The 21,540-nt window shown below is 67.6% G+C and carries 23 protein-coding genes; 12 read left to right on the forward strand and 11 right to left on the reverse strand.

Annotated elements, in window-relative coordinates; translation table 11 throughout:
- Positions 1–27: 27 nt before the first annotated feature.
- The gene (locus ACZK08_RS16390; protein ID WP_053517434.1) at positions 28–969 is read left to right on the forward strand and encodes a DegV family protein; all 942 of its coding nucleotides are present in this window, start codon (positions 28–30) and stop codon (positions 967–969) included.
- Between the two features lie 91 nt (positions 970–1,060).
- On the forward strand, positions 1,061–1,399 hold the full coding sequence (locus ACZK08_RS16395) for a hypothetical protein (protein WP_053443843.1): 339 nt from the start codon (positions 1,061–1,063) through the stop codon (positions 1,397–1,399).
- 45 nt (positions 1,400–1,444) lie between these two features.
- Here ACZK08_RS16395 and ACZK08_RS16400 read toward each other — a convergent pair whose 3' ends face one another.
- The 6 genes from ACZK08_RS16400 to ACZK08_RS16425 form a co-directional block, all read right to left on the reverse strand.
- Complete coding sequence (locus ACZK08_RS16400) at positions 1,445–2,767, reverse strand: alpha/beta hydrolase family protein (RefSeq protein ID WP_081284379.1); 1,323 nt, start codon at positions 2,765–2,767, stop codon at positions 1,445–1,447.
- A gap of 159 nt (positions 2,768–2,926) precedes the next feature.
- Complete coding sequence (locus ACZK08_RS16405) at positions 2,927–4,354, reverse strand: GGDEF domain-containing protein (protein ID WP_065181735.1); 1,428 nt, start codon at positions 4,352–4,354, stop codon at positions 2,927–2,929.
- A 192-nt stretch (positions 4,355–4,546) separates the two neighbouring features.
- The gene (gene fghA, locus ACZK08_RS16410; RefSeq protein ID WP_065181736.1) at positions 4,547–5,377 is read right to left on the reverse strand and encodes an S-formylglutathione hydrolase; all 831 of its coding nucleotides are present in this window, start codon (positions 5,375–5,377) and stop codon (positions 4,547–4,549) included.
- Positions 5,378–5,428: 51 nt separating this feature from the next.
- Complete coding sequence (locus tag ACZK08_RS16415; RefSeq protein ID WP_065175135.1) at positions 5,429–6,538, reverse strand: S-(hydroxymethyl)glutathione dehydrogenase/class III alcohol dehydrogenase; 1,110 nt, start codon at positions 6,536–6,538, stop codon at positions 5,429–5,431.
- Between the two features lie 58 nt (positions 6,539–6,596).
- Positions 6,597–6,872, reverse strand: a complete 276-nt coding sequence (locus tag ACZK08_RS16420; protein ID WP_053517440.1) for a metal/formaldehyde-sensitive transcriptional repressor — start codon at positions 6,870–6,872, stop codon at positions 6,597–6,599.
- A 68-nt stretch (positions 6,873–6,940) separates the two neighbouring features.
- Positions 6,941–7,963: a glycoside hydrolase family 43 protein gene (locus ACZK08_RS16425; protein ID WP_231107750.1), complete on the reverse strand. Its 1,023-nt coding sequence runs from the start codon at positions 7,961–7,963 to the stop codon at positions 6,941–6,943.
- A 130-nt stretch (positions 7,964–8,093) separates the two neighbouring features.
- On the opposite strand from ACZK08_RS16425, the gene ACZK08_RS16430 reads away from it, so the two are divergent.
- Complete coding sequence (locus ACZK08_RS16430) at positions 8,094–8,498, forward strand: VOC family protein (RefSeq protein ID WP_065181737.1); 405 nt, start codon at positions 8,094–8,096, stop codon at positions 8,496–8,498.
- Between the two features lie 31 nt (positions 8,499–8,529).
- Here ACZK08_RS16430 and ACZK08_RS16435 read toward each other — a convergent pair whose 3' ends face one another.
- Both ACZK08_RS16435 and ACZK08_RS16440 read right to left on the reverse strand, forming a co-directional pair.
- Positions 8,530–9,198: an SMI1/KNR4 family protein gene (locus tag ACZK08_RS16435; protein WP_065181738.1), complete on the reverse strand. Its 669-nt coding sequence runs from the start codon at positions 9,196–9,198 to the stop codon at positions 8,530–8,532.
- Positions 9,199–9,264: 66 nt separating this feature from the next.
- Positions 9,265–10,149 (reverse strand): LysR family transcriptional regulator, encoded by an 885-nt coding sequence (locus tag ACZK08_RS16440; RefSeq protein ID WP_065181739.1) that lies wholly within the window; start codon positions 10,147–10,149, stop codon positions 9,265–9,267.
- A 106-nt stretch (positions 10,150–10,255) separates the two neighbouring features.
- Here ACZK08_RS16440 and ACZK08_RS16445 point away from each other — a divergent pair, with 106 nt between their 5' ends.
- Entirely contained in the window at positions 10,256–11,308 is a 1,053-nt protein-coding gene (locus tag ACZK08_RS16445; protein WP_053517445.1) for an NAD(P)-dependent alcohol dehydrogenase, read from the forward strand.
- A gap of 162 nt (positions 11,309–11,470) precedes the next feature.
- Here the strand turns inward: ACZK08_RS16445 and ACZK08_RS16450 are convergent, their stop codons facing one another.
- Positions 11,471–12,835: a glutamate--cysteine ligase gene (locus tag ACZK08_RS16450; protein ID WP_065181740.1), complete on the reverse strand. Its 1,365-nt coding sequence runs from the start codon at positions 12,833–12,835 to the stop codon at positions 11,471–11,473.
- 152 nt (positions 12,836–12,987) lie between these two features.
- Between ACZK08_RS16450 and ACZK08_RS16455 the strand changes: the two genes are divergently transcribed.
- The 3 genes from ACZK08_RS16455 (at position 12,988) to ACZK08_RS16465 (ending at position 15,951) form a co-directional block, all read left to right on the forward strand.
- Positions 12,988–13,692: a VIT1/CCC1 transporter family protein gene (locus tag ACZK08_RS16455; protein WP_065175139.1), complete on the forward strand. Its 705-nt coding sequence runs from the start codon at positions 12,988–12,990 to the stop codon at positions 13,690–13,692.
- On the forward strand, positions 13,689–14,513 hold the full coding sequence (locus tag ACZK08_RS16460) for a helix-turn-helix transcriptional regulator (protein ID WP_065181741.1): 825 nt from the start codon (positions 13,689–13,691) through the stop codon (positions 14,511–14,513). The genes ACZK08_RS16455 and ACZK08_RS16460 overlap by 4 nt, the downstream gene beginning before the upstream one ends.
- Before the next feature lie 466 nt (positions 14,514–14,979).
- Positions 14,980–15,951, forward strand: a complete 972-nt coding sequence (locus tag ACZK08_RS16465; protein WP_065181742.1) for an MBL fold metallo-hydrolase — start codon at positions 14,980–14,982, stop codon at positions 15,949–15,951.
- Positions 15,952–16,018: 67 nt separating this feature from the next.
- Here the strand turns inward: ACZK08_RS16465 and yihA are convergent, their stop codons facing one another.
- Positions 16,019–16,621 carry a ribosome biogenesis GTP-binding protein YihA/YsxC gene (yihA, locus tag ACZK08_RS16470; protein WP_065181801.1) on the reverse strand — a complete coding sequence of 201 codons (603 nt, stop codon included), beginning with the start codon at positions 16,619–16,621 and terminating at the stop codon, positions 16,019–16,021.
- 156 nt (positions 16,622–16,777) lie between these two features.
- On the opposite strand from yihA, the gene ACZK08_RS16475 reads away from it, so the two are divergent.
- From ACZK08_RS16475 to ACZK08_RS16490, 4 genes are all read left to right on the forward strand, one after another.
- Entirely contained in the window at positions 16,778–17,578 is an 801-nt protein-coding gene (locus tag ACZK08_RS16475) for a c-type cytochrome (protein ID WP_053519864.1), read from the forward strand.
- A gap of 105 nt (positions 17,579–17,683) precedes the next feature.
- On the forward strand, positions 17,684–18,331 hold the full coding sequence (locus ACZK08_RS16480; RefSeq protein WP_053519865.1) for a thiol:disulfide interchange protein DsbA/DsbL: 648 nt from the start codon (positions 17,684–17,686) through the stop codon (positions 18,329–18,331).
- Positions 18,332–18,437: 106 nt separating this feature from the next.
- The gene (locus tag ACZK08_RS16485) at positions 18,438–19,265 is read left to right on the forward strand and encodes a thiol:disulfide interchange protein DsbA/DsbL (protein ID WP_065181743.1); all 828 of its coding nucleotides are present in this window, start codon (positions 18,438–18,440) and stop codon (positions 19,263–19,265) included.
- A gap of 53 nt (positions 19,266–19,318) precedes the next feature.
- Positions 19,319–20,056 carry an endonuclease/exonuclease/phosphatase family protein gene (locus ACZK08_RS16490; RefSeq protein WP_180875876.1) on the forward strand — a complete coding sequence of 246 codons (738 nt, stop codon included), beginning with the start codon at positions 19,319–19,321 and terminating at the stop codon, positions 20,054–20,056.
- A gap of 59 nt (positions 20,057–20,115) precedes the next feature.
- On the opposite strand, the gene ACZK08_RS16495 is transcribed toward ACZK08_RS16490, so the two are convergent.
- Positions 20,116–20,991 carry an EamA family transporter gene (locus tag ACZK08_RS16495; RefSeq protein ID WP_065181744.1) on the reverse strand — a complete coding sequence of 292 codons (876 nt, stop codon included), beginning with the start codon at positions 20,989–20,991 and terminating at the stop codon, positions 20,116–20,118.
- Between the two features lie 72 nt (positions 20,992–21,063).
- On the opposite strand from ACZK08_RS16495, the gene ACZK08_RS16500 reads away from it, so the two are divergent.
- Positions 21,064–21,537 carry an Lrp/AsnC family transcriptional regulator gene (locus tag ACZK08_RS16500; RefSeq protein WP_065181745.1) on the forward strand — a complete coding sequence of 158 codons (474 nt, stop codon included), beginning with the start codon at positions 21,064–21,066 and terminating at the stop codon, positions 21,535–21,537.
- The last annotated feature ends 3 nt before the right edge of the window (positions 21,538–21,540 follow it).

The following is a 21,540-nucleotide window of genomic DNA, read 5'->3' on the forward strand; positions in this document are numbered from 1 at the left end:
ACAACCGCCCTGGAGGGGGAGCCGCGGATGCGCATCGGAATCGTCGTCGACTCGGCCTGCGACCTGCCGCAGGCGTTCATTGCCGAACACAACATCGTGCTGCTCCCGATCACCGTACGGATCGGCGAAGCCGTACTCGCCGACCATCGCGACGAACAGGCCACGCTCAGCTTCCTGCACGCACACGTGGCCGAACATGGTGCCGAGGCGGAGACCATCCCCTTCAGCGTCAACCAGATCCGTGACCTGTTCCTGCAGCAGCTGGTGATCGACTACGACCACGTCTTCTGCATGACCATCACCAAGACCCGCAGCCCGATCCACGACAACGCCCTGCAGGCCAGCTTCGCCATCCTCAACGACTACAAGCCGGTGCGGCAGGCCGCGGGCTACAACTCGCCCTTCGCACTGCGCGTGCTCGACACCCAGAACCTGTTCGCCGCGCAGGCGGTGACGGCGGTGGAAGCGGTGCGCCTGCGCGACAGCAACGCCAGCGTGCAGCAGATCCGCGAGCGGCTGGAGGAACTGGCCGGCAACGTGCATGGCTACATGGTCACCCGTGACCTGTATTACATGCGGGCCCGCGCGCGGCACAAGGGCGACCGCAGTGTCGGCCTGCTCAGTGCCGCGCTGGGCAGCGCACTGGACATCAAGCCGGTGCTGCACGGCTACCGCGGTGAGACCGGCCCGGTGGCCAAGATCAAGGGCTTCGACAATGCCGTGCAGAAGCTCTTCGCTGTGGTCGGCCAGCGCGTGCGCAGTGGACTGATGACACCGACAGTCTGCGTCAGCTATGGCGGTGAGCTGGAGGAGCTGCGCGCCCTGCCCGGCTATGCGCAGCTGACGGACGTCTGCGCCACCCACGGCGTCACCGTGTACGAATCGGTGATGAGCCTGACCGGCATGGTCAACGTCGGCAAGGGCGCCGTTACCGTGGGCTTTGCCGATGGACCGCATCGGTTCGAATGAGGGCGGGCGACGCCTGCATGCAGGTGCGCCGGATGTACACAAGCATTGCACCGCGTCTATGCCAGCCTTGCCGCACTTCAAGGAGATCACCATGCCTGCGCAGTACCACATCAGCCTTCCCGACCCGTCCAAGGCCCGCGGCAACGACCCCGACCTGTCCTTCCATTCGCAGGGCGCCGCCGGCTTTGCCGAAGAACTGCAGGACGCCCTGCGCAGCGGCGCGCTGTTCGAGCGCTGGAAAGCCAAGCAACCCGATCCGGATGCAGTGGAGCCGCAGTGGGGCGTGACCGACCCGGACGCCACCGTAACCGGTGAGCAGAAGGACCTGCGCATCAACCTGGTGGCCACCACCCGCATCGACAGCGATGTGTTCAAGCAGCGCCTGCGTCTGCTGGCCGGCCATCACTGGGAACTGCGCGACGTGCGTTGAGCGGCGAACGCGCTGGCGTCTGCTGGGCTTCGCCCGTCGAAGCCCTCATCGCGCGGACGTGGGGCGGGCCTGGCCGTATTCGGACCGCAGCGCATCGCCACGGATGAAGTCCGTCATCAGCTGGAAGTACCCGGCCGGCTGCCGTGTCGATACACGTTCCCCGGCCGCATCCAGCTCGAACTCGTACATGCCATGATCGGCGTCTGCATACACGGCCGTGTAGATCGGCCGTCCCTGGCCCTGCAGAACCGCAAGACGCCTGAGCGTCTCTCCCGGCGGCGCATCGCGGTCCTGCCCGCCAAAGATCCACAACTGCGGCACCTGCAGATGCGTGAGCACCGGTAAAGGGTCGTAATGGGCCGGCACCCCGTCCAGCAGCCGCGGCCCCTGCTCGCGCGCAGTGACCTCCGGAGTCGACAACAGATACCCGGTAATGTTCCCGCGTACCGCAGGGAACCAGGGCGCATGCTGGTAACGCTGCTTCACCTCCGCCAGTACATCGAATCCCTCGCTGAATCCGCTTTCGACGATGGTCGCCACCGCATCGGCGATCTGCATCGCCTGCGCAGTGGCTTCTGCGTCCTGGCCGGCCCGCTGCATGTCGAAAGCGATCGCCTCGCGGTCTTCCTCCAGCGGCGAGACCGCCAGGCCGAAGCTGATCACGATGAAATCCACAGGCTCGATGCGTGCCGCCAGCGGCGCCACCCAGCCACCCTGGCTGCCGGCCTGGTAGCCGACCCGCTGCGCACGTGCCCCCGCCAACCGGCGTGCTTCGCGCGTGGCCAGGATCAGATCATTGGCCAGGGTCAGGTAGTTCTGCGTGTACCGCCCGCCAGAGCGTCCCGTGCCCCGCTTGTCGTACGCGAACACGGCGATGCCGGCACTGGCGAACTCGCGCTGCAGCGAGTAGCGCTCCAGCGCGGAGCTGTTCTCCGCACCATGCACCAGCACCACCAGTGGAACCGGCGCATCGCCCGGAGGCAGCGTCAGCCGCCCCTGCAGCGTTGCGCCGGCACCGCTGAAACGGGTGTCGATCTGCCGCAGCGGAATGCGCTCGCCCTTCATTCCATCGACGCTGATGCCGCGCTTCCCACAGTCCGTGAGCACCATCCGGTGCCCGTCCGGCTGCCCGGTCCAGCCGCGGGTACTGGTCCAGGCATCGCCCGCGGTGCGCTGCAGTGCGCCGCTGCGACCATCTGGCGTGCGCCAGCGCAGCTGATCGCCCGCACCCGGGCCGATGTCCAGCGTACTGCCATCGGCCATCCGATAGCTCGCAGCGGCGCAAGGTGACGCCGCCGTGGCCGCGACCGCCTGCGCACTGAAGGCCATCGCGCTCCACGCGGCCAGCGACACCAGGGTTCTGTGCATGTCTGCTCCTCTCCACACTGGTGGGTGACGGTGAACCGGCTCCCGCGTGATCGCCAGCGCGGTGCGACGGAGTGCGGGTACCGCCGACGAAGGCGCGTCCGCGGGCGACAGCCACCAGCGGCGGAACCGCGTTCCCCTGGCGAATGCGCGGGGCGGGGTCTAGCGGCCGTCTGCACCGGCCGGCGCTGCGCCCTGCATCGCCACACGATTGCGTCCCGCGCGTTTGGCCACATACAACGCCGCATCCGCATCGGCGAGCAGCTGCCCGGCATCGGCTGTTGCCGGCGGATGCAGGAATGCGATGCCGATGCTGATGCTGACCCGCCCTTCCGGCAGCTGCAGCGCTTCCACCGCGCGTCGCAGCCGCTCGGCCAAGGCCTGTACGCCGTCCAACGCCGTGCCTGGCACGATCACCGCGAATTCCTCACCGCCGTAACGCGCCACGCTGTCGCCCGCACGCCCGGCGCTGTGCTGCAGCAGCGCCGCCACGGCCTGCAGGCAACGGTCGCCGGCGGGATGACCATGGGCATCGTTGAATGCCTTGAAATGATCGATATCGACCAGCAGCAGCGCCAGTTCGCTGCCGCTCCGCCGCGCCCGGTTCCATTCAGCCTGCAGTTCGGCATCGAACTGGCGGCGGTTGGCTACGCCGGTCAGGCCATCCTGGCGCGCGAGCTGGTCGAGCCCGGCCTGCCGTTCCAGCAGATCGATCTGCAGAAGTGCACTGCGCAGGCTGAAGCCCAACGTGGCCAGAACGAATCCAGCCAATGCCAGGGGCCTGGCATGGTCCACCACCAGGGTGCCCACCACCAGCAACAGCAGCGGCAGGATGATCGGGCCGCCGGCCTGCACCAGCCGGGCCAGCCGCGGCTGCAGCACGAATCCGGTAGCTGGCGACCGCCGCAGTGCCAGCAGCGCGAGCAACAGGAACGGCACGTCGATCAGCAGATCGTTGTAGGCGCCGAAAGACTGTTCGGAGGTGAAGTGGTTGATGTAGTAGGCCACCAGCAGATAGGCCAGCGCGTACAGCGCCAGCGCGCGGAACACGCTGCGTCGCTCCGGGACATCACAGGACACCCAGCGCACGATGGCAAAGACAGCGATGCACAGGTTCTGGATATCGAACATGCGCTGCATGTTGGCCAGCGCCTGGTCGTCGATGCCGACATGGTCGGCAAATGACTGGGTATGCACGAAGAACAGCACGCCCAGCAGGGCCGCCATGATTCCGTCGATCACGCTGATGGCCCAGCGCTCCCGCCGCGAGCGGGCCAGGATGAACACCAGCGGCACGCCATACAGCACGTACAGCAGCAGGCTGGCGCCCGGGGTGATGTCGGGGCGGTCGGCACGGAGTGCATCGAGCATGTTGATGCCCATGCCCCCCGCCCACAGCAGCAGTGCCAGCGCGATGGCACGCCAGCCCAGCGCGGCGCGATCCGCACGCGCGCGCCACAGGCATGCGGCGGCGGCCAGCAGCGGCGCGCCGGTGAGGAACACGAACGAACCCAGGCCTGCCGGCCCCGGCCACAGGGCCACGACCAGGCCATGGCCGAACACGTACAGCAGCGCCAGCACTACCGGCATGCATCCCCCACTGCGCAAGCCTGTCTGCACGCACGATAGCGCGACAGGCCGCCATGGAGGCGTGATCCACGCCACACCTGCTTCCCCTGCCCCTGCGCCGGGCATGGCGCGGCGCTACATCGACGCAGGCGTTCCGTCGCGCCGGGGCATGCGCGGTTGCGTCCCCGGGACCGCAGCTGTCACGCGGGCTATTCAGCCGTGCAGCGCGCGGGCGTGGTGAGCGATGTGCTCGCCGATGAAGCTGGCGATGAAGTAATAGCTGTGGTCGTAGCCATCCTGCAGGCGCAGGGTCAGCGGATGGCCGACGGCGTCGCAGGCCTGCTGCAGGCGCTGCGGCTGCAGCTGGCTCTGCAGGAACTCATCGGCCCCACCCTGGTCCACCAGCAGCGGCAAGCGTTCGCTGGCCGCAGCGATCAGTTCGCAGGCATCCCACGCGGCCCAGTCGGCGCGGTTGTCGCCCAGATAGGCCTGGAACGCCTTCTGCCCCCAGGGCACCTGGCTGGGGGCAACAATCGGCGAAAATGCCGACACGCTGCGGTAACGCCCCGGATTGCGCAGCGCGACCACCAGTGCACCGTGACCTCCCATCGAGTGACCACTGATCGCGCGTGCCCCGGTCACCGCGAAGTTCGCCTCGATCAGCGCCGGCAGTTCCTGCGCCACATAGTCATGCATGCGGTAGTGCTTGGACCACGGCTCGCGGGTGGCGTTGAGGTAGAAGCCGGCACCCTTGCCCAGATCGTAGCCCTCCGCGTCGGCGACATCGTCGCCACGCGGGCTGGTGTCGGGCGCGACCAGAATCACGCCATGTTCGGCCGCATAGCGCTGCGCGCCCGCCTTGGTGATGACGTTCTGTTCGGTGCAGGTCAGTCCGCTCAGCCAGTACAGCACCGGTAGCGCCTGCGTTTCCGCCTGCGGCGGCAGGTAAACGGCGAACTGCATGTCGCAGCCCAGCGTGGACGAGGGATGACGGTACACGTCCTGCCAACCGCCGAAGCAAGCACGATGTTCGATGCGTTCCATGGTGTCTCTCCAGAAGGGTGGCAGCCCTGATGGCCTGCCACCCGGGATGGCTCAGTAGTGCACGACCGAACGGATCGACTTGCCTTCGTGCATCAGATCGAAGGCATCGTTGATCCCGTCCAGATCCATGGTGTGGGTGACGAACGGCGCCAGTTCGATGTCGCCCTTCATCGCGTCCTCCACCATGCCCGGCAGCTGGCTGCGACCCTTGACGCCACCGAAGGCCGTGCCCATCCACTTGCGGCCGGTGACCAGCTGGAAGGGACGGGTGGAGATTTCCTGGCCGGCGCCGGCCACGCCGATCACCACGCTCTGGCCCCAGCCACGGTGCGCGCATTCCAGCGCCGCGCGCATCACGTTGACGTTGCCGATGCACTCGAAGCTGTGGTCCACGCCCCAGGTGGTCATTTCAACAATGACCTGCTGGATCGGCTTGTCGAAGTCCTTCGGATTGATGCAGTCGGTCGCACCGAACTCACGCGCCAGCTCGAACTTGGACGGATTGGTATCCACCGCGATGATGCGGCCGGCCTTGGCCTGGCGCGCGCCCTGGATCACGGCCAGGCCGATACCGCCGAGGCCGAACACTGCCACGCTGTCGCCTTCCTGCACCTTGGCCGTGTTGTGCACCGCACCGATGCCGGTAGTGACACCGCAGCCGAGCAGGCAGACATGTTCCGGGTTCGCCTGCGGATTGATCTTCGCCAGCGAGACTTCGGCCACCACTGTGTACTCGCTGAACGTCGAGCAGCCCATGTAGTGATAGATCGGCTCGCCGTTGTAGCTGAAGCGGCTGGTGCCATCGGGCATCACGCCCTTGCCCTGGGTCGCGCGTACCGACACGCACAGGTTGGTCTTGCCACTCTTGCAGAACAGGCATTCGCCGCACTCGGCGGTGTACAGCGGAATCACGTGGTCACCCGGCTTGACGCTGGTCACGCCCTCGCCTACTTCCACCACGATGCCGGCACCTTCATGGCCCAGCACCACCGGGAACAGACCTTCCGGATCATCCCCTGACAGGGTGAACGCATCGGTGTGGCAGACGCCGGTGTGGGTGATCTTGACCAGCACTTCGCCGGCCTTCGGCGGGGCGACGTCGATCTCGACGATCTGCAGCGGCTGGCCGGGAGCAAAGGCGACGGCGGCACGGGATTTCATGGTGGGATTCTCCAAAGACAGGCAGTAACAGATGGACGACGCTATGCTGCGCCGTTGCTTATTTCAGGTACGAGCGGATCAGCCCGCTCATCTCGCGCACGCGCTCGGCGCGCTGTTCATCGGACGCTGCGGGTTGTCCGAACTCTTCGCGCAGGTGGGCTTCCATCACCTCGGACATCAGCCCGTTGACCGCCCCGCGGATGGCGGCGATCTGCTGCAGCACGGGCCCGCAGTCGGCGCCGGCTTCCAGCGCACGGTCCAGTGCATCGCACTGGCCGCGGATGCGGCGCACGCGGGCCAGGACCTTCTTCTTCTCTTCGGGAGAGTGCGGCATGGCAGGGTGACTCAGGAACTATACTGGGGGATAGTATACACAGGTGGCGGAAAGGTACATCCTGCGCCTCAGCGCAGGCGGTGCGCGGGTACGCCCTCGTGCGTCATCTTCACCGGCAGGATGCGGCCCTGCGCGTCGAAGTACAGGCGATCGATCGCGGTGACGCGGGCATTGCGGTCGGTCTGGTCGAGCGGCCGGCGGTGGTAGACGATGTACCACGTGTCATCGCCGGGCGCGTGGATCAGGGAGTGGTGCCCGGCGCTGGTCGCGATGGCCGGGTCCTGCTGCAGGACCCGGCCGATGCGTGTGAACGGCCCGGTCGGCGCGTCGGCGATCGCATAGGCCACCGAGTAGTCCGGCTCGCCCCAGCCGCCTTCGGACCACATGAAGTAGTAGCGACCGCCCCGCTTGAACATCAGCGGACCTTCCACGTACTCCGGCGCCGGCGTGATCTCCTTGAACAGCGTGCCGTCGTCCCAGGGCAGCAGGCCGCTGAAATCCGCCTTCAGGCGCACGATGTTGGCGTGCTTCCAGCCGCCATAGATCATGTACCAGGCACCATCGTCATCCTTGAACACATACTGGTCGATCGGCTGCGCGCCATTGTGGAACGCGCCCACCAGTGGCTTGCCGAGCAGATCGCGGTAAGGCCCTTCGGGCTGGTCGGCCACGGCCACGCCGATGCCACCGGTCTCGCCGTCGTTCTGGATGTCATTGGCGGAGAAGAAGAAGAAGTAGCGCCCGTCGTTGGCCACCACCGAGGGTGCCCACAACGCCTGCCTGGCCCAGGGAATGTTCTCGATGGACAGCACGCTGTCGTGCCGGCGCCAGTGCACCAGGTCGGGCGACGAAAAGGCATCGAAGGCAACCTGTTCTGCATAGGGCCGCGAGCGCGTGGGGAAGATCCAGTAGGTGCTGCCGAATACGGCTGCCTCCGGGTCCGCGTACCAGCCCGGCAGGATCGGATTGCCGGACATCACCGGTGCCTGGCTGTCACGCGCATCCGCGATGCCGACGCCAGTGGCTGCGAGCAGCACGGCCAGTGCGGCCCCCCTCCCCCATTCGCGCAGTCCCATCAGAGCCACTCCCATGCAGGTTCGATCGCTCGAGTCTAGAACGATCGCCGGCGCCTTTCCGCGACGCGCTGCCTCAAACCGCGCACCCTCTTGATCGACGGGAATCATCGGCGCATGGTGCCTGGCACAACGCAGGACCCGGGCCATGATCCCCTTCATCATCAATCTGGACGTTCCGGACCTCGCGGCCGCCGAGGCGTTCTACACACGCGCCTTCGGCCTCCATGCCGGGCGCCGTCTCGGCCCGGAGGTGCTGGAACTGCTGGGCGGCCCGACACCGCTCTATCTGCTGCAGAACGAAGCGGGCAGCGCAGCTACCGTCGACGGTGACGTGCGGGATTACGAACGTCACTGGACCGCGCTGCACATCGACTGGATCGTGGAGGACCTCGACGCCGCCCTTGCCCAGGCGTTGGCGGCAGGCGCGGCGCTCGAGCAGGCGCCACGCGAGCGTTCATGGGGGCGCATCGCAGTACTGGCGGATCCGTTCGGACACGGCTTCTGCCTGATCCAGTTCACCGGCCCCGGCTACGACGCCTTGCTGGATTGATCGGCGGAATGCACCGGGCCCGCCGCCAGCATCAGCGCACGTAGGCGAATGATTCGTCCAGCCGCTCGAATCCGATCAGCTGCTGCACCAGCGCCTGCGCCTGATCCTCATCGATCTCTCCCTGCTCGATCTCTGCGCTGCGTGCAAACAGGGCCTCCAGCGCAGTGGCCTGGTCGTCCCGCAGCCACGCGCGATGCGAGCCCAGCCAGCGCTGGAGATTGTCGGCCAGGTCACCGTGCGACAACAGCGTGTAGGGGGCCTCGTAGTCCGCCACTGCCTCCACCATCTTGCGGAACAGGAAATCCTGAAGGTTGCGGGCCAGTACGTCAGCGCGATCATCGTCGTGCCACACCAGCAGCACCGGCGGCTCGTCGCAGCCCGGCGCATTGGTCCAGAAGCAGTAGCTGTCACCGGCCCCCGTGCGGGCGAACGGCAGCAGCTGCAGATCCTGGCGCAATGGGTTGTAGTGATCCTCTGCAGTCAGCTCCTGCCAGGCCTCGAGCAGTTCGCCACGCTCAAGCGGCTCGTAATCCTGCGCATACAGCAGAATCGGCGGCACCGGTTGCAGCTCCGGAAGGCACACCTGCGCCCATTGCGGATGGGTCGCCCCCCAGCTCAGCCGGTCTTCTGCATCGAGCCGGTGGTAGAGAGCAGGAAAGGTCTGGCCGGTGGCCAGTTCGATCTCGGCAAGCGTATGCATGAACGTCCCTGTGATTGGATCGGCACGCACTTTACCTCGACAGGCAGCATCCGCGCAGGCACGGATCTATTCGCGCAGCATGTCCACGAATGCGCGCAAGGCCGACGCCATCTGCCGTTGCCTGGGGTAATACAGCACGAAGCCGGGAAACGGTTCGCTCCAGTCCTGCAGTACCGCCACCATCCGCCCGGCTTCGATGTGCGGGCGCGCGGCATCCTCAAGCACATAGGCCAGGCCGAAGCCATCCAGCACCGCGCGCATGATGGTGGTCTGCTCGCTCAGCGTCAGTCGCCCACGCACGTCGATTTCCAGCGACTGCCCATCGCGGTCGAACTGCCACTTGTACAGGTGACCGCTGGCGAAGCGGAAGCGGATGCATTCGTGCTGCAGCAGGTCGCGGGGATGCTGCGGCGCCGGGTGCTGGCGCAGATACCCGGGCGAGGCCACGATCATGCCGTGCAGGGCCGGGCCCAACGGCACGGCCACCATGTCCTCGGGCACGAACTCATGCAGCCGCACGCCGGCATCGAAGCCTTCGGCAACGATGTCCACCAGCCCATCGTTCTCGGTCAGCTCCAGGCGCACATCGGGGTGCGCGCGCAGGAAGCGGGTCAGGCGTGGGCCGAGCTGGGTCGGTACCGCCGCGCGGGCCGCGTTGATGCGCAGCAGGCCCGTCGGGCTGTCCCTGAACTGGTTCATCTCCTCCAGCGCCTCGTGCACCTGGCCCAGCGCCGGCTGCAACCGGTCCAGCAGGCGCTGCCCGGCCTCGGTCAGGGCCACGCTGCGGGTAGTTCGATGGAACAGGCCCACCCCCAACCGCTCTTCCAGTGCCCGGATCGCATAGCTCACCGCCGAGGTCGACAGGGCCAGCTCGGCGCCGGCCCGGCGGAAGCTGCGGTGGCGGGCCACCGCCGCGAAGGCGGCCAGGTGGGTGAGATTGTCAGTGGCCATGATTGTGCAGTCTGCCTTGATGAATCATGCCGATATCCCCGCTTTGTGGGCGGGTATGAGGGGCGTATTGTAAAACGCCTTTCCACAAACCCGCCAAGGATTCCCCATGTCCCTCGCCCATGGTTATGCGGTGCGTACCAATACCGCTCCGCTCGAGCCCTTCACCTTCGAACGCCGCGCCGTCGGCGCCAACGATGTCCGCATCGAAGTGCTGTACAGCGGCATCTGCCACTCCGACCTGCACCAGGCCCGCGACGACTGGGGCGGCGCGGAGTACCCGATGGTTCCCGGCCACGAAATCATCGGCCGCGTGGTCGAAGTCGGTCCGGCCGTCACCCGCCTCAGCGTTGGCGATATCGCCGGCGTCGGCTGCATGGTGGATTCCTGTCGCCATTGCGATGCCTGCGACCACGACCTTGAGCAGTACTGCGAAAAGGGCCCGACCTACACCTACAACAGCCGCGACCGCAATACCGGTGAGCTGACGATGGGCGGCTACTCCGACCACATCGTGGTCGAGCAGCGCTTCGTGGTGAAGGTCTCCGAGACGCTGGACCTGAAGGCCGCCGCGCCGCTGCTGTGCGCCGGCATCACCACCTACTCGCCGCTGCGCCACTGGAAGGTCGGCCCTGGCCAGAAGGTGGGTGTGATCGGCCTGGGCGGTCTGGGCCACATGGGCGTGAAGTTTGCCAAGGCGATGGGCGCCACCGTAGTGATGATCACCACCACCCCGGAAAAGGGCGCCGACGCCAAGCGCCTGGGCGCGGACGAGGTGCTGGTCTCGCGCGATCCGGCGCAGATGAAGGCGCACGCCAACAGCTTCGACTTCCTGCTCAACACCGTGCCGGTCAGCCATGACACCAACCCGTACATGAGCCTGCTCAAGCGCGATGCCACCATGTGCCTGGTCGGCGTCATCACCGAGCTGGACCCGCCCCTGATGGGTGCCAGCGTGATCTTCGGCCGCAAGCACGTCACCGGCTCGGCCATCGGCGGCATGGCCGAGACCCAGGAAATGATGGATTTCTGCGCCGAGCACAACATCGTCAGCGATGTTGAGGTGATCGACATCAAGGATGTCAACCACGCGTGGGAGCGCATGGCGAAGAACGATGTGCGCTATCGCTTCGTGATCGACATGGCCAGCCTCAAGGCCTGACGGCCCGGGTGATGGAATGAAGAACCCCGGCGTCGAGGCCGGGGTTTTTTCTGCGCGCAACACCCGCCGGGCATGGCCCGGCGCTACCGGAATCATGGCGGGCATGGCCCGGCGCTGCCGGAGCCATGGCGGGTAGCGCCGGGCCATGCCCGGCGGCCGCATTCAGTACGCGAATTCCCGGAACACCGGATCCACGTTGCCGTGCCAGCGACCATGGAACAACGCCAGCTTGCGCTCGGCCGGTGTCAGGCCGGATTCGACGATCTCCTGCAGCACATCCAGGAACTTGCTCTCGTCCTGGCCATCTGCATTGCGCGCGGCGCGGCGCTTCAGGCCCTCAACGGAAATCTTCACCGCCTCGCGCGCCAGATCGCGCACGGTGCCATCGCGGAACGGCAGGTTCATAGCATGCTTCGGCACGCCGTCGCGCAGGACATGGCGCTCGGCCAGGGTGAAGTCACGCACCAGATCCCAGGCCGCATCCAGCGCGGTGTCGTCGTACAGCAGGCCGACCCAGAACGCCGGCAGGGCGCACAGGCGGCTCCACGGACCGCCATCGGCGCCCCGCATCTCCAGATACTTCTTCAGGCGCACTTCCGGGAACGCCGTGGTCGTGTGGTCCGACCAGTCGCGCAGGGTCGGCAACTCGCCCGGCAGCACCGGCAGCCGGCCCTGCATGAAATCGCGGAAGCTCTGCCCGCTGGCATCGTGGTAGATGCCATCGCGGTAGGAGAAGTACATCGGCACGTCCAGCAGGTAATCGACGTAACGCTCATAGCCGAAGCCATCCTCGAACACGAAGTCGAGCATGCCGGTGCGGTCGGCGTCGGTGTCGGTCCAGATGTGCGATCGATAGCTCATGTAGCCGTTCGGCTTGCCTTCGGTGAACGGCGAGTCGGCGAACAGCGCGGTGGCGATCGGCTGCAGTGCCAGCGAAACGCGGAACTTTTTCACCATGTCCGCTTCGCTGGCGTAGTCCAGGTTGACCTGCACCGTGCAGGTACGGGTCATCATGTCCAGGCCGAGCGAACCGACCTTGGGCATGTACGCGCGCATGATCCTGTAGCGGCCCTTCGGCATCCACGGCATCTCATCGCGCGCCCACTTCGGCTGGAAGCCCATGCCCAGGAAGCCCAGCTGGAGCTCGCCGGCCACCTGCGCCACTTCGTTCAGATGGGTACCGGTCTCCACGCAGGTCTGATGGATGGTCTCCAGCGCCGCGCCGGACAGTTCCAGCTGGCCGGCCGGTTCCAGCGTCACCGACGCGCCATCGCGCAGCAGGGCGATGGTGTTGCCGTTTTCCTGCACGGGTTCCCAGCCGAAACGGACCAGGCCGTTGAGCAGGGCCTCGATGCCACGCTCGCCTTCAAAGGCCGGCGGTCGCAGGTCGTCCAGGCGGAAGCCGAACTTCTCGTGCTCGGTGCCGATGCGCCACTGCGCGCGGGGCTTTTCGCCGGAGGCGATCACCTCCACCAGCTGCGAGCGGTCGGTAATGGGCGTATCGGCGACGTGGCTGGGGCTCGACAAGGGGAAGACTCGCTGTACGGTGACGGGGGATGTGGGGCTGGGAGCCTTCCATCGCAAGGGCGCACTATAGCGTGGCGCCCCGTCGCAGCATGCGACGGAGACGGGTTTCAGCATCCTACCGACGACCTCTTGACCCTCGTACACTGCAAGGCATGACCCGTCATTCGCGCCATCCGGAACGACACAGGGCCGACCGCGTCGGCTGGCTGCGCGCCGCCGTGCTCGGCGCCAACGACGGCATCGTTTCAGTGGCAGGGCTGGTGGTCGGCGTTGCCGCCAGTGGCGCATCGGCCAGCACCCTGCTGGCCACCGGCCTGGCGGGCACGGTCGCAGGGGCGATGTCGATGGCCGCCGGCGAGTACGTCTCGGTGCAGACCCAGGCCGACACCGAAGGCGCCGACCTGGCGATGGAGAAGCGCGAACTGCAGGACGATCCGCACAGCGAGCTGGAAGAGCTGGCCGCCATCTACCGCCATCGCGGCCTGGCCCCGGCGCTGGCGCGGCAGGTGGCCGAACAGCTCACGGCCCACGATGCCCTCGGTGCGCACGCTCGCGACGAACTGGGCATCACCGATACCCTGCGCGCCCGGCCGCTGCAGGCCGCACTGGCCTCGGCCGCAGCCTTCACCTGTGGGGCGGCCCTGCCGGTGCTGACCGCACTGCTGGCACCGGCCGACTCCGTGGCAGGGGTGACCACTGCCAGCACCCTGCTGGGCCTGTGCGTGACCGGCGCGATGGCGGCCCGCGCCGGAGGTGCGCCTGCCCTGCGCGGCGCCCTGCGCGTCATGTTCTGGGGCGCACTGGCAATGGCTGCAGCCGCCGGCGTCGGCCGGCTGCTGGGAGCCCACGTGACATGACCACGATGCTGCCCGCAGCAACGGCGCTGCTGGCCGAGATGTCTTCGCTGGCCGGTTGTGATCGCGCCGAGGGTTATGCCTGCATCACCGCACGGCGCGAGCATGGCGCCAGCTCGGTGGAGATCCCGCAACCGCAGTTCGCGATCCTGCTGGAAGGACGCAAGCAGGTACGTACCGCACACCAGACGCTGGAGTTCGCGCCCGGCGACATACTGCTGCTGACCCAGCGTTGCCGCATCGACGTGGTCAACCGTCCAGACCCGCGCAGCGGCCGTTACCTCAGCGCCATCGTGCCGCTGTGTGCGGAAGTGCTGGCCGCGGCGCGGACACTGTGGAACGAGGAACTGCCCAGCGCCGGTCCGTCGATGGCGCGGTTGTCGCTGGCCGAACATGGCGCCGTGCTGCGCCGCTGGCGGCAATCGCTGCAGGATGGCCATTACAGCGACGCCCGGCTGGCCCTGGCCTCGATGGTGCTGACCCTGTGCCGGCAAGGCCACGGCAACCTGTTGCTGCCCACTGCACCGACGCTGGGTGAGCAGATACGGGATCGCGTCGCCGCTGAACCTGCGCGCGACTGGCAATCGCGTGATCTGGAGGAGCAGTTCGCACTGAGCGGCGCCACCCTGCGTCGTCGCCTGGCGGCCGAGCGCACCAGCCTGCGCCAGCTGCTGACCGAGGCACGACTGGCCCACGCCATGCAGTTGCTGTACACCACCGACCTGCCGCTGAAGACCGTGGCCGCACGCGCGGGCTACCGTTCCGCGGCCAGTTTCAGCAAGCGCTTCGCCGAGCAGTACGGACTGGCTCCTACAGACATCTGAGGGGGTCAGGCAGGGCTGCGCCCTGCACCCACAGTGCGCCGCCTTCGACAGATTCCGGCGGCTGTTGGTAGGTGTCGACCTTGGTCGACACCTCTGTCAGATATCGAATGAAATTCCGGGGTCAGATCCGTTTTCCTGCGGAAAACGGATCTGACCCCAAGAGCATTTCCGACAGATCGTGGAAAACTGTCGAAGGCGGGGTGGGTCCGGTTGCGGGGGCGTGAGCGCCATGGATGGCGCGACCGAGCCTACAGGGACGTATTTACGGCGTCCCCCGCAGCCGGACCCACCCCGCCATCCCACGGACAGCCCGCTGTTGCTTCGGCCGTTGCCTCTGCGGGTGCAGGGCGCAGCCCTGCCAGCCCCCACTCCCTGAGCATTCCGCGCAGCGGTTTGAGCGCCGCGCGCACACAGGTCGCGGCACGCTAGCCACAACGGAACCGCCCGTCCTCCATCGAGAACCCTCATGACCCTGCATCACCTGCCGCTGCGCGGCACCCTGCTGCTGGCCCTGGCTGCGCTGCCGCTGACCGCACTCGCCGAAGCCACCTCACCCGCACCCACCCGGCAAATGCCCGGCGTCTATCACCACCGCATCGGCACCCTGCAGGTCACCGCCCTGTTCGATGGCGTGGTCGCACTCGGCCGGCAGGAAGTGGTCGACGTGCCGCCGACGCTGGTCACCCGCCTGCTGGAAGGCCGCTATGTCCCCGAAGGCAGCAAGGGCCTGCAGACCGCGGTCAATGCTTACCTGATCCGCCAGGGCAATCACCTCACCCTGGTCGACACGGGCACCGCACAGTGCTTCGGTCCCGGCCTGGGCCAGGTACTGGGCAACCTGCGTGCCGCAGGCGTGGATCCCGCCGAGGTGGACGACATCCTGCTGACCCACGCCCACCCCGACCATCTGTGCGGCGTGCTCGACGCGCAGGGCAAGCCGGCCTATCCGAACGCGACCGTGTGGCTGTCCAGGGCCGACGCGGACTACTGGCTCAACCCGGCCAGCGAAACCACCGCACCGGAGGGCGTGCGCTTTGCCTTCCCGCTCGCCCGAACCGCCGTGGCGCCTTATCAGGCCAGCGGCCACCTGCGTACCTTCCAGCCTGGCGATGCCCTCCCCGGCGGTGCCCTGGCGATGGATACCCATGGCCACACCCCCGGCCACGTCTCTTACCGGTTCGACAGCCAGGGCCAGTCACTGCTGGTGTGGGGCGACGTGCTGCACTTCCACGCGGTGCAGTTCGCCCACCCGGAAGCCGCGTTCGAGGCCGATTCGGACCGCAAGGCGGCCACGGCCAGCCGCCGCAGTCTGTTGCAGCAGGCCACCGCCGGGGCGTGGTGGGTGGCGGGTGCGCATCTGCCTTTCCCGGGCCTGGGCCACGTGCGCAGGGAAGGCCAGGCCTATGCCTGGGTGCCGGCGGAGTATTCGCCATTGTGAGGGTGTGCCGACCAAGGTCGGCACCCACCGATCCGGTAGCGCCGGGCCATGCCCGGCGGGCGAGAGGTTATTCCAGTCCCAGCCAGCCACCGATCACGGCACGGGCTTCGTCCACGCCGGTGCGGTCTTCGCCGGAAAACACCTGCACGCTGACGCTGTCGCCGTAGGCCGACTGCAGTTCCTTGCGCACCTTCTGCAGCGTCTGCACCTGCTGGCCGCGGCCCAGCTTGTCGGCCTTGGTCAGCAGCGCATGCGCCGGCAGGCCGCGCTGTACGGCGTAAGACAGCATCTGGCGGTCGTAGTCCTTCAGCGGGTGGCGGATGTCCATCACCACCACCAGCCCCTTCAGTGCCTCCCGGGTACGGAAGTACCGGTCGATGAAGGCCTGCCAGTGCGCCTGCAGCTCCAGCGGCACCTTGGCGTAGCCGTAGCCGGGAAGGTCGACCAGGCTTGCTTCCGGGGTGATCTGGAAGAACACCAGCTGCTGCGTGCGGCCGGGGGTCTTGGAGACGCGGGCCAGGGCATTCTGCCGGGTCAACGCATTGAGGGCGCTGGACTTGCCGGCGTTGGAGCGGCCGGCGAAGGCCACTTCGGCCCCTTCGTCGGGCGGCAGCTGCCGCGCGTTGTGGGCCGAGAGGTGGTAACGGGCGCGTTCAAGGAGCAATGACATGCGCATAGGATCGCATGTTGCGGCGCCGCGCGCCCGTGCCGACGGCCCCAGCGGGGATTTTGCTGCACTGCTTCGTTGACCGTGCGTGGAAACGCCGTTGATAATCCGGACGATGCCGGCGGCCACCGCCCGGCCCGGTCCATACGGAGCTTTAGCATGCGCCACGCTCGCGTTCTTGCCGTATCCGCCCTTGCCACTGCTGTCGTTGTTGCCGCCGCTGCGTTCGCGCAGACCACGTTGACCCCGCTGCCCGACAACGGGCCGATCAACACCGCCTCGCTGGAGGTGGATTTCAGCAAGACGACCTGGGGCGATGCCAAGGCTGGCCAGGGCAAGGCTGCGGCCTGCGCGGCCTGCCATGGTGCCGACGGCAATTCCACGGTCGAGATGTACCCGTCCATCGCCGGCCAGAGCGAGCGCTATGTCGCCCAGCAGATGGCCCTGATCGCCAACGGCCAGCGCAGCTCCGGTGCGGCAGTGGCGATGGTGCCGTTCGTGCAGAACCTCACCCCGCAGGACATGCGCGACATCGGCGCGTTCTTCGCCACGCAGAAGGCCACCGCCGGCATCGCCGACGACACCGAGGTGACCGAAGGCCCCTACAAGGGCATGAAGTTCTACCAGATCGGCCAGCAGCTGTACCGCGGCGGCGACGCGTCGCGCGGGCTGCCGGCCTGCATGGCCTGTCACGGCCCCAGCGGCGCCGGCAACCCGGGCCCGGCCTACCCGCATATCGGTGGCCAGCACGCCAGCTATGTCGCGCGCCGCCTGCAGGAGTACCAGGCCGGGCAGACCAACGAAACCGACAAGGCACACTTCCAGATCATGGCCGCGGTGGCACAGAAGCTGACCGAACAGGAAGTGCAGGCGCTGTCCAGCTACCTGCAGGGCCTGCACAACCGGGCCGACGACGTGGCCACCGAAGCCACGCCGGCACGACCGGCCGCCGCCCCCTGACCGCCACTGGTCGGCCCGGGCCGCCACCGCGGCCCGCGCCTGCGGTATGTTTCCTTCACGCCGGCGACTGCGCCGGCGTTGCTTTTTTAACGGAGATGCGTGTCGATGAGGTTGATTCCCCGCCTGCTGTTGTCCCTGCTGGTGCTGCTGCCGATGGCCGCCAGTGCCGCCCCTGCCGCAGCCCCGCTGGTCGAAGGTCGCGACTACGAGCGCATCGCCCAGGCCGGTCCGTTCCAGCCGCTCGCCGGCAAGATCGAAGTGGTCGAGGTGTTCGGCTACACCTGCCCGCACTGCGCGCGTTTCGAACCACAGCTGGAAGCCTGGGCGGCCAAGCTGCCGGCGGATGTGCGCTTCACTCCGGTGCCGGCGGCGTTCGGGGGCGCCTGGGATGCCTGGGCGCTGGCCTATTACGCCGCCGAAGAAGTCGGCGTCGCCAAGCGCAGCCATGCGGCCGTGTTCAAGGCTCTGCACGAGCAGGGCACCCTGCCGATGCAGAATGTCTCGGCCGATGAGCTCGCCACCTTCTACAAGGCGTACGGCGTGGCGCCCGAGCGTTACACCCAGGCCCTGCGGGGCGACGCCGTGCAGAAGAAGGTCGACGCGGCGCGGGCATTCGCCCAGCGCACCCGCATCCCCGGTACCCCGGCGCTGATCATCAACGGCCAGTATCTGGTCCGCGGCAACAGCTTCGACGACCAGCTGCGCATTGCCTCGGCGCTGATCGCCCAGGTCCGCGCCAACCGCGGCCGCTGAACCAACGCCCACTCCCGACACGGCGCTGTCGCCGCCGCGTGTCATCATTTCCCCCTGGCCGGCGCCCGCCGCCGGCCCCACCATTCCAGATGCTGGAGACGCTTCCATGAAGATCCGCTACGCCCTCGCACTCGCAGCGCTGCTGCCGATCCTGGCGGCCTGCAAGGCCGACGACGGCACCGCCAACACCTCCGCCGCCCCGGCCGAGCCGACCACCGCCCCAGCCAGCACCGAGCCCGCTGCGGCACCGGCCACTGACAACGCAGGCGCGGCCCCGGCAGCCGAAGGCGAGAAGGCCGCCGAAGCCGCTCCGGCGGCCGCTCCGGCCCCGACCACCACCGCGCTGACCGGTCCGGCGCCGGTGGCCGGTGAGGACTACCAGGAAATTCCGAACGGCCAGCCCTTCCAGCCGGTTGCCGGCAAGGTCGAAGTGGTCGAGATCTTCGGCTACGTCTGCCCGGCCTGCGCCGCCTTCCAGCCGCTGGTCGGCCCGTGGAAAGCCGGTCTGCCGGGCGACGTGAACTTCGTCTACGTGCCCGCCATGTTCGGCGGCACCTGGGACGACTACGCCCGTGCCTTCTATGCCGCGCAGACGCTGGGCGTGCAGGAGAAGACCCACGAGGCGCTGTACGCCGCCATCCACTCGCAGAAGACCCTGAAGGGCGAACGCGGCCGTGATTCGGTCGAGGACATCGCCAAGTTCTACGCCGGCTACGGCGTCGATCCGAAGCAGTTCGCCGCCACCATGGGCAGCTTCGCGGTGAATGCCAAGACCAACTCGGCCAAGCAGTTCGCGCAGCGCAGCCAGATCAGCGGCACCCCGTCGATCATCGTCAATGGCAAGTACCTGGTGAAGGGCAAGAGCTTCCCGGACATGCTGCGCATCGCCGACCACCTGATCGCCCGCGAGCGCGGTGCGGCCCAGGCTCACTGATCCAAGAGAAGCTGTCCCCGGCCGTGAATTCCCCCTCTACACGGACCCTGCGTCTGCTGACGGCCAACATCCAGGCCGGCTCCAGTACCCGCCGCTACAGCGACTATGTGACCCGCAGCTGGTCACATGCGCTGCCGGCGGGTCGCAAGCGCAGCAGTCTTGATGCGATTGCCACACTGGCGCGTGGGCACGACATCGTTGGCCTGCAGGAAGCCGATCCAGGCAGCCTGCGTTCGGGCTTCACCAACCAGACCCACTACCTGGCCCAGCGTGCCGGCTTCAACTACTGGAGCCACCAGCCGAACCGGCGCATGGGCGGGGTGGCATCCAGTGCCAACGGCCTGCTGAGCAAACTGGAGCCGGTGGAGGTGCAGGACCACGCCCTGCCCGGCCGCATCGGCGGGCGTGGCGTGCTGCTGGCCAGGTTCGGTGATGGCAGGGACGGCCTGGCCGTGGCCGTGGCCCACCTCTCGCTGGGTGCCGGCTCGCGGATGGCACAGCTCGGTTTCATCGCCGAGCTGCTGTCCGACCACCCCAACGCCGTGCTGATGGGTGACTTCAACTGCCTGGCCGAACGACCGGAAATGCAGGTGCTGTACCAGAAGACCCGGCTGCAGCCTCCAGGCTGCATCGTGCCGACGTTCCCCAGCTGGCGCCCGGACCGCGCCATCGACCACATCCTGGTCAGCAGCAGCCTGCAGACCCGCGCGGTCGAAGCCGTACCGGCGGCCTTCTCGGACCATCTGGCGCTGGCCATGGCCATCGACGTACCGGCCAGCGCCCTGCGCTGATCGGTAGCGCCGGGCCATGCCCGGCGATCGGAACCCAATCCGCCGGGCATGGCCCGGCGCTACCCCGCCTGCAATGCCGGCGCCTTCGACCGCCGCGCCGTCATCGTGCTCCCCACCGAAGCCACCACGGTGCAGCCGATCGCCAGCCACTGCAGTCCATGCAGGTGTTCGTGCAGCAACAGCATCGCCCACAGCGCGGCCACCGCCGGCTCCATGCTGATCAGGATGCCAAAGGTTTCCTTCGGCAGGCGCTTGAGCGCCACCATCTCCAGCGACATCGGAATCGCACTGGACACCAGTGCCACCAGCAGGCCCGCCAGCAGGATCTTCGGATCGAGCAGGGCCGCGCCGGCATGGATCAGCCCGACCGGCACCACCACCAGCGACGCCGCCAGCAGGCCCAGCGACACCGAATGGCCGGCATGCAGGTGGCCGGCGCGCTTGCCGAACACGATGTACAGGCCCCAGCACGCCGCCGCACCCAGTGCATACAGCACGCCCACCGGGTCCAGTGCCGCCGCACCGCCCAGCGGCAACAGCAGGAGCAGGCCGACCACTGCGCATCCCACCCACAGGAAATCGATCGGGCGCCGTGACGACAGCATCGCCACGGTCAACGGCCCGGTGAACTCGATGGCCACCGCGATGCCGAACGGGATCGTGCGGATGGCCATGTAGAACAGCAGGTTCATCAGGCCCAGCGTGAGCCCGTAGCGCAGGATGGTGATCGCATCCGCGCGGCGGGTCTTCCAGCGCCAGGGTCGCCAGAACAGCAGCAGCAACAGTGCGGAGAAGCCCACGCGCAGCGCGCTGGTGCCCTGCGCGCCGATCAGCGGGAACAGGTGCTTTGCATAGGACGTGCCAACGGACAGCGCCGTTACCGAGCCGAGCACCGCCAGCGCCGGCAACATCGGCGCGAATCGTGAAGTCTGCATGCGTCCAGTCTATTGCGTCGACGGCGAGCACTTGGCTCAATTACTGGCCCGTCCATGCAACTTCTGCTCACCATGGCCACTGCCCCCGTGCTGGACAGCTTCGACCGCGCCATCCTCACCCTGCTGCAGCGGGACAACACGCTGCCACAGCGGGAGATCGCCGAAGCCGTGCACCTGTCGACGCCGGCGGTGCAGCGACGGATCAGGCGTCTGCAGGACAGCGGTGTGATCGCGGCCAATGTGGCCGTGGTGGCGGCGGCGCGGATCGGCCGACCGCTGACCCTCATCGTCGAGGTGCGCATGGTCAGCGAGCAGCGTGATCGCGTGGCGCCGTTCAAGCAGCGCGTGCAGGACGACCCGGCGGTGCAGCAGTGCTATGCCATCACCGGTGACGGCGATTTCCTGCTGGTGCTTTCGGCCACCTCGATGGAGGAATACGACGCCATCAGCGAGCGGCTGTTCGGTGGCGACGACAACATCGAACGATTCCGCACCGCGGTGGCACTGTCCACGCTGAAGCGCAGTTTCGAAGTCCCCCTGCAATGAACC

The sequence above is a fragment of the Stenotrophomonas sp. 112478_Sma genome, from assembly GCF_056479905.1.

Bases quoted from the DNA above. Each gene is read 5' to 3' on its own strand.
- ACZK08_RS16395 (WP_053443843.1), top strand. From the start codon at position 1,061: ATGCCTGCGCAGTACCACATCAGCCTTCCCGACCCGTCCAAGGCCCGC.
- ACZK08_RS16430 (WP_065181737.1), top strand. From the start codon at position 8,094: ATGATCCCCTTCATCATCAATCTGGACGTTCCGGACCTCGCGGCCGCC.
- ACZK08_RS16460 (WP_065181741.1), top strand. From the start codon at position 13,689: ATGACCACGATGCTGCCCGCAGCAACGGCGCTGCTGGCCGAGATGTCT.
- ACZK08_RS16440 (WP_065181739.1), bottom strand. From the start codon at position 10,149: ATGGCCACTGACAATCTCACCCACCTGGCCGCCTTCGCGGCGGTGGCC.
- ACZK08_RS16485 (WP_065181743.1), top strand. From the start codon at position 18,438: ATGAAGATCCGCTACGCCCTCGCACTCGCAGCGCTGCTGCCGATCCTG.
- ACZK08_RS16465 (WP_065181742.1), top strand. From the start codon at position 14,980: ATGACCCTGCATCACCTGCCGCTGCGCGGCACCCTGCTGCTGGCCCTG.
- fghA (WP_065181736.1), bottom strand. From the start codon at position 5,377: ATGGAACGCATCGAACATCGTGCTTGCTTCGGCGGTTGGCAGGACGTG.
- ACZK08_RS16500 (WP_065181745.1), top strand. From the start codon at position 21,064: ATGGCCACTGCCCCCGTGCTGGACAGCTTCGACCGCGCCATCCTCACC.
- ACZK08_RS16475 (WP_053519864.1), top strand. From the start codon at position 16,778: ATGCGCCACGCTCGCGTTCTTGCCGTATCCGCCCTTGCCACTGCTGTC.
- ACZK08_RS16390 (WP_053517434.1), top strand. From the start codon at position 28: ATGCGCATCGGAATCGTCGTCGACTCGGCCTGCGACCTGCCGCAGGCG.
- ACZK08_RS16425 (WP_231107750.1), bottom strand. From the start codon at position 7,963: ATGGGAGTGGCTCTGATGGGACTGCGCGAATGGGGGAGGGGGGCCGCA.
- ACZK08_RS16405 (WP_065181735.1), bottom strand. From the start codon at position 4,354: ATGCCGGTAGTGCTGGCGCTGCTGTACGTGTTCGGCCATGGCCTGGTC.
- ACZK08_RS16400 (WP_081284379.1), bottom strand. From the start codon at position 2,767: ATGCACAGAACCCTGGTGTCGCTGGCCGCGTGGAGCGCGATGGCCTTC.
- ACZK08_RS16495 (WP_065181744.1), bottom strand. From the start codon at position 20,991: ATGCAGACTTCACGATTCGCGCCGATGTTGCCGGCGCTGGCGGTGCTC.
- ACZK08_RS16420 (WP_053517440.1), bottom strand. From the start codon at position 6,872: ATGCCGCACTCTCCCGAAGAGAAGAAGAAGGTCCTGGCCCGCGTGCGC.
- ACZK08_RS16480 (WP_053519865.1), top strand. From the start codon at position 17,684: ATGAGGTTGATTCCCCGCCTGCTGTTGTCCCTGCTGGTGCTGCTGCCG.
- ACZK08_RS16435 (WP_065181738.1), bottom strand. From the start codon at position 9,198: ATGCATACGCTTGCCGAGATCGAACTGGCCACCGGCCAGACCTTTCCT.
- ACZK08_RS16455 (WP_065175139.1), top strand. From the start codon at position 12,988: ATGACCCGTCATTCGCGCCATCCGGAACGACACAGGGCCGACCGCGTC.
- ACZK08_RS16415 (WP_065175135.1), bottom strand. From the start codon at position 6,538: ATGAAATCCCGTGCCGCCGTCGCCTTTGCTCCCGGCCAGCCGCTGCAG.
- yihA (WP_065181801.1), bottom strand. From the start codon at position 16,621: ATGTCATTGCTCCTTGAACGCGCCCGTTACCACCTCTCGGCCCACAAC.
- ACZK08_RS16445 (WP_053517445.1), top strand. From the start codon at position 10,256: ATGTCCCTCGCCCATGGTTATGCGGTGCGTACCAATACCGCTCCGCTC.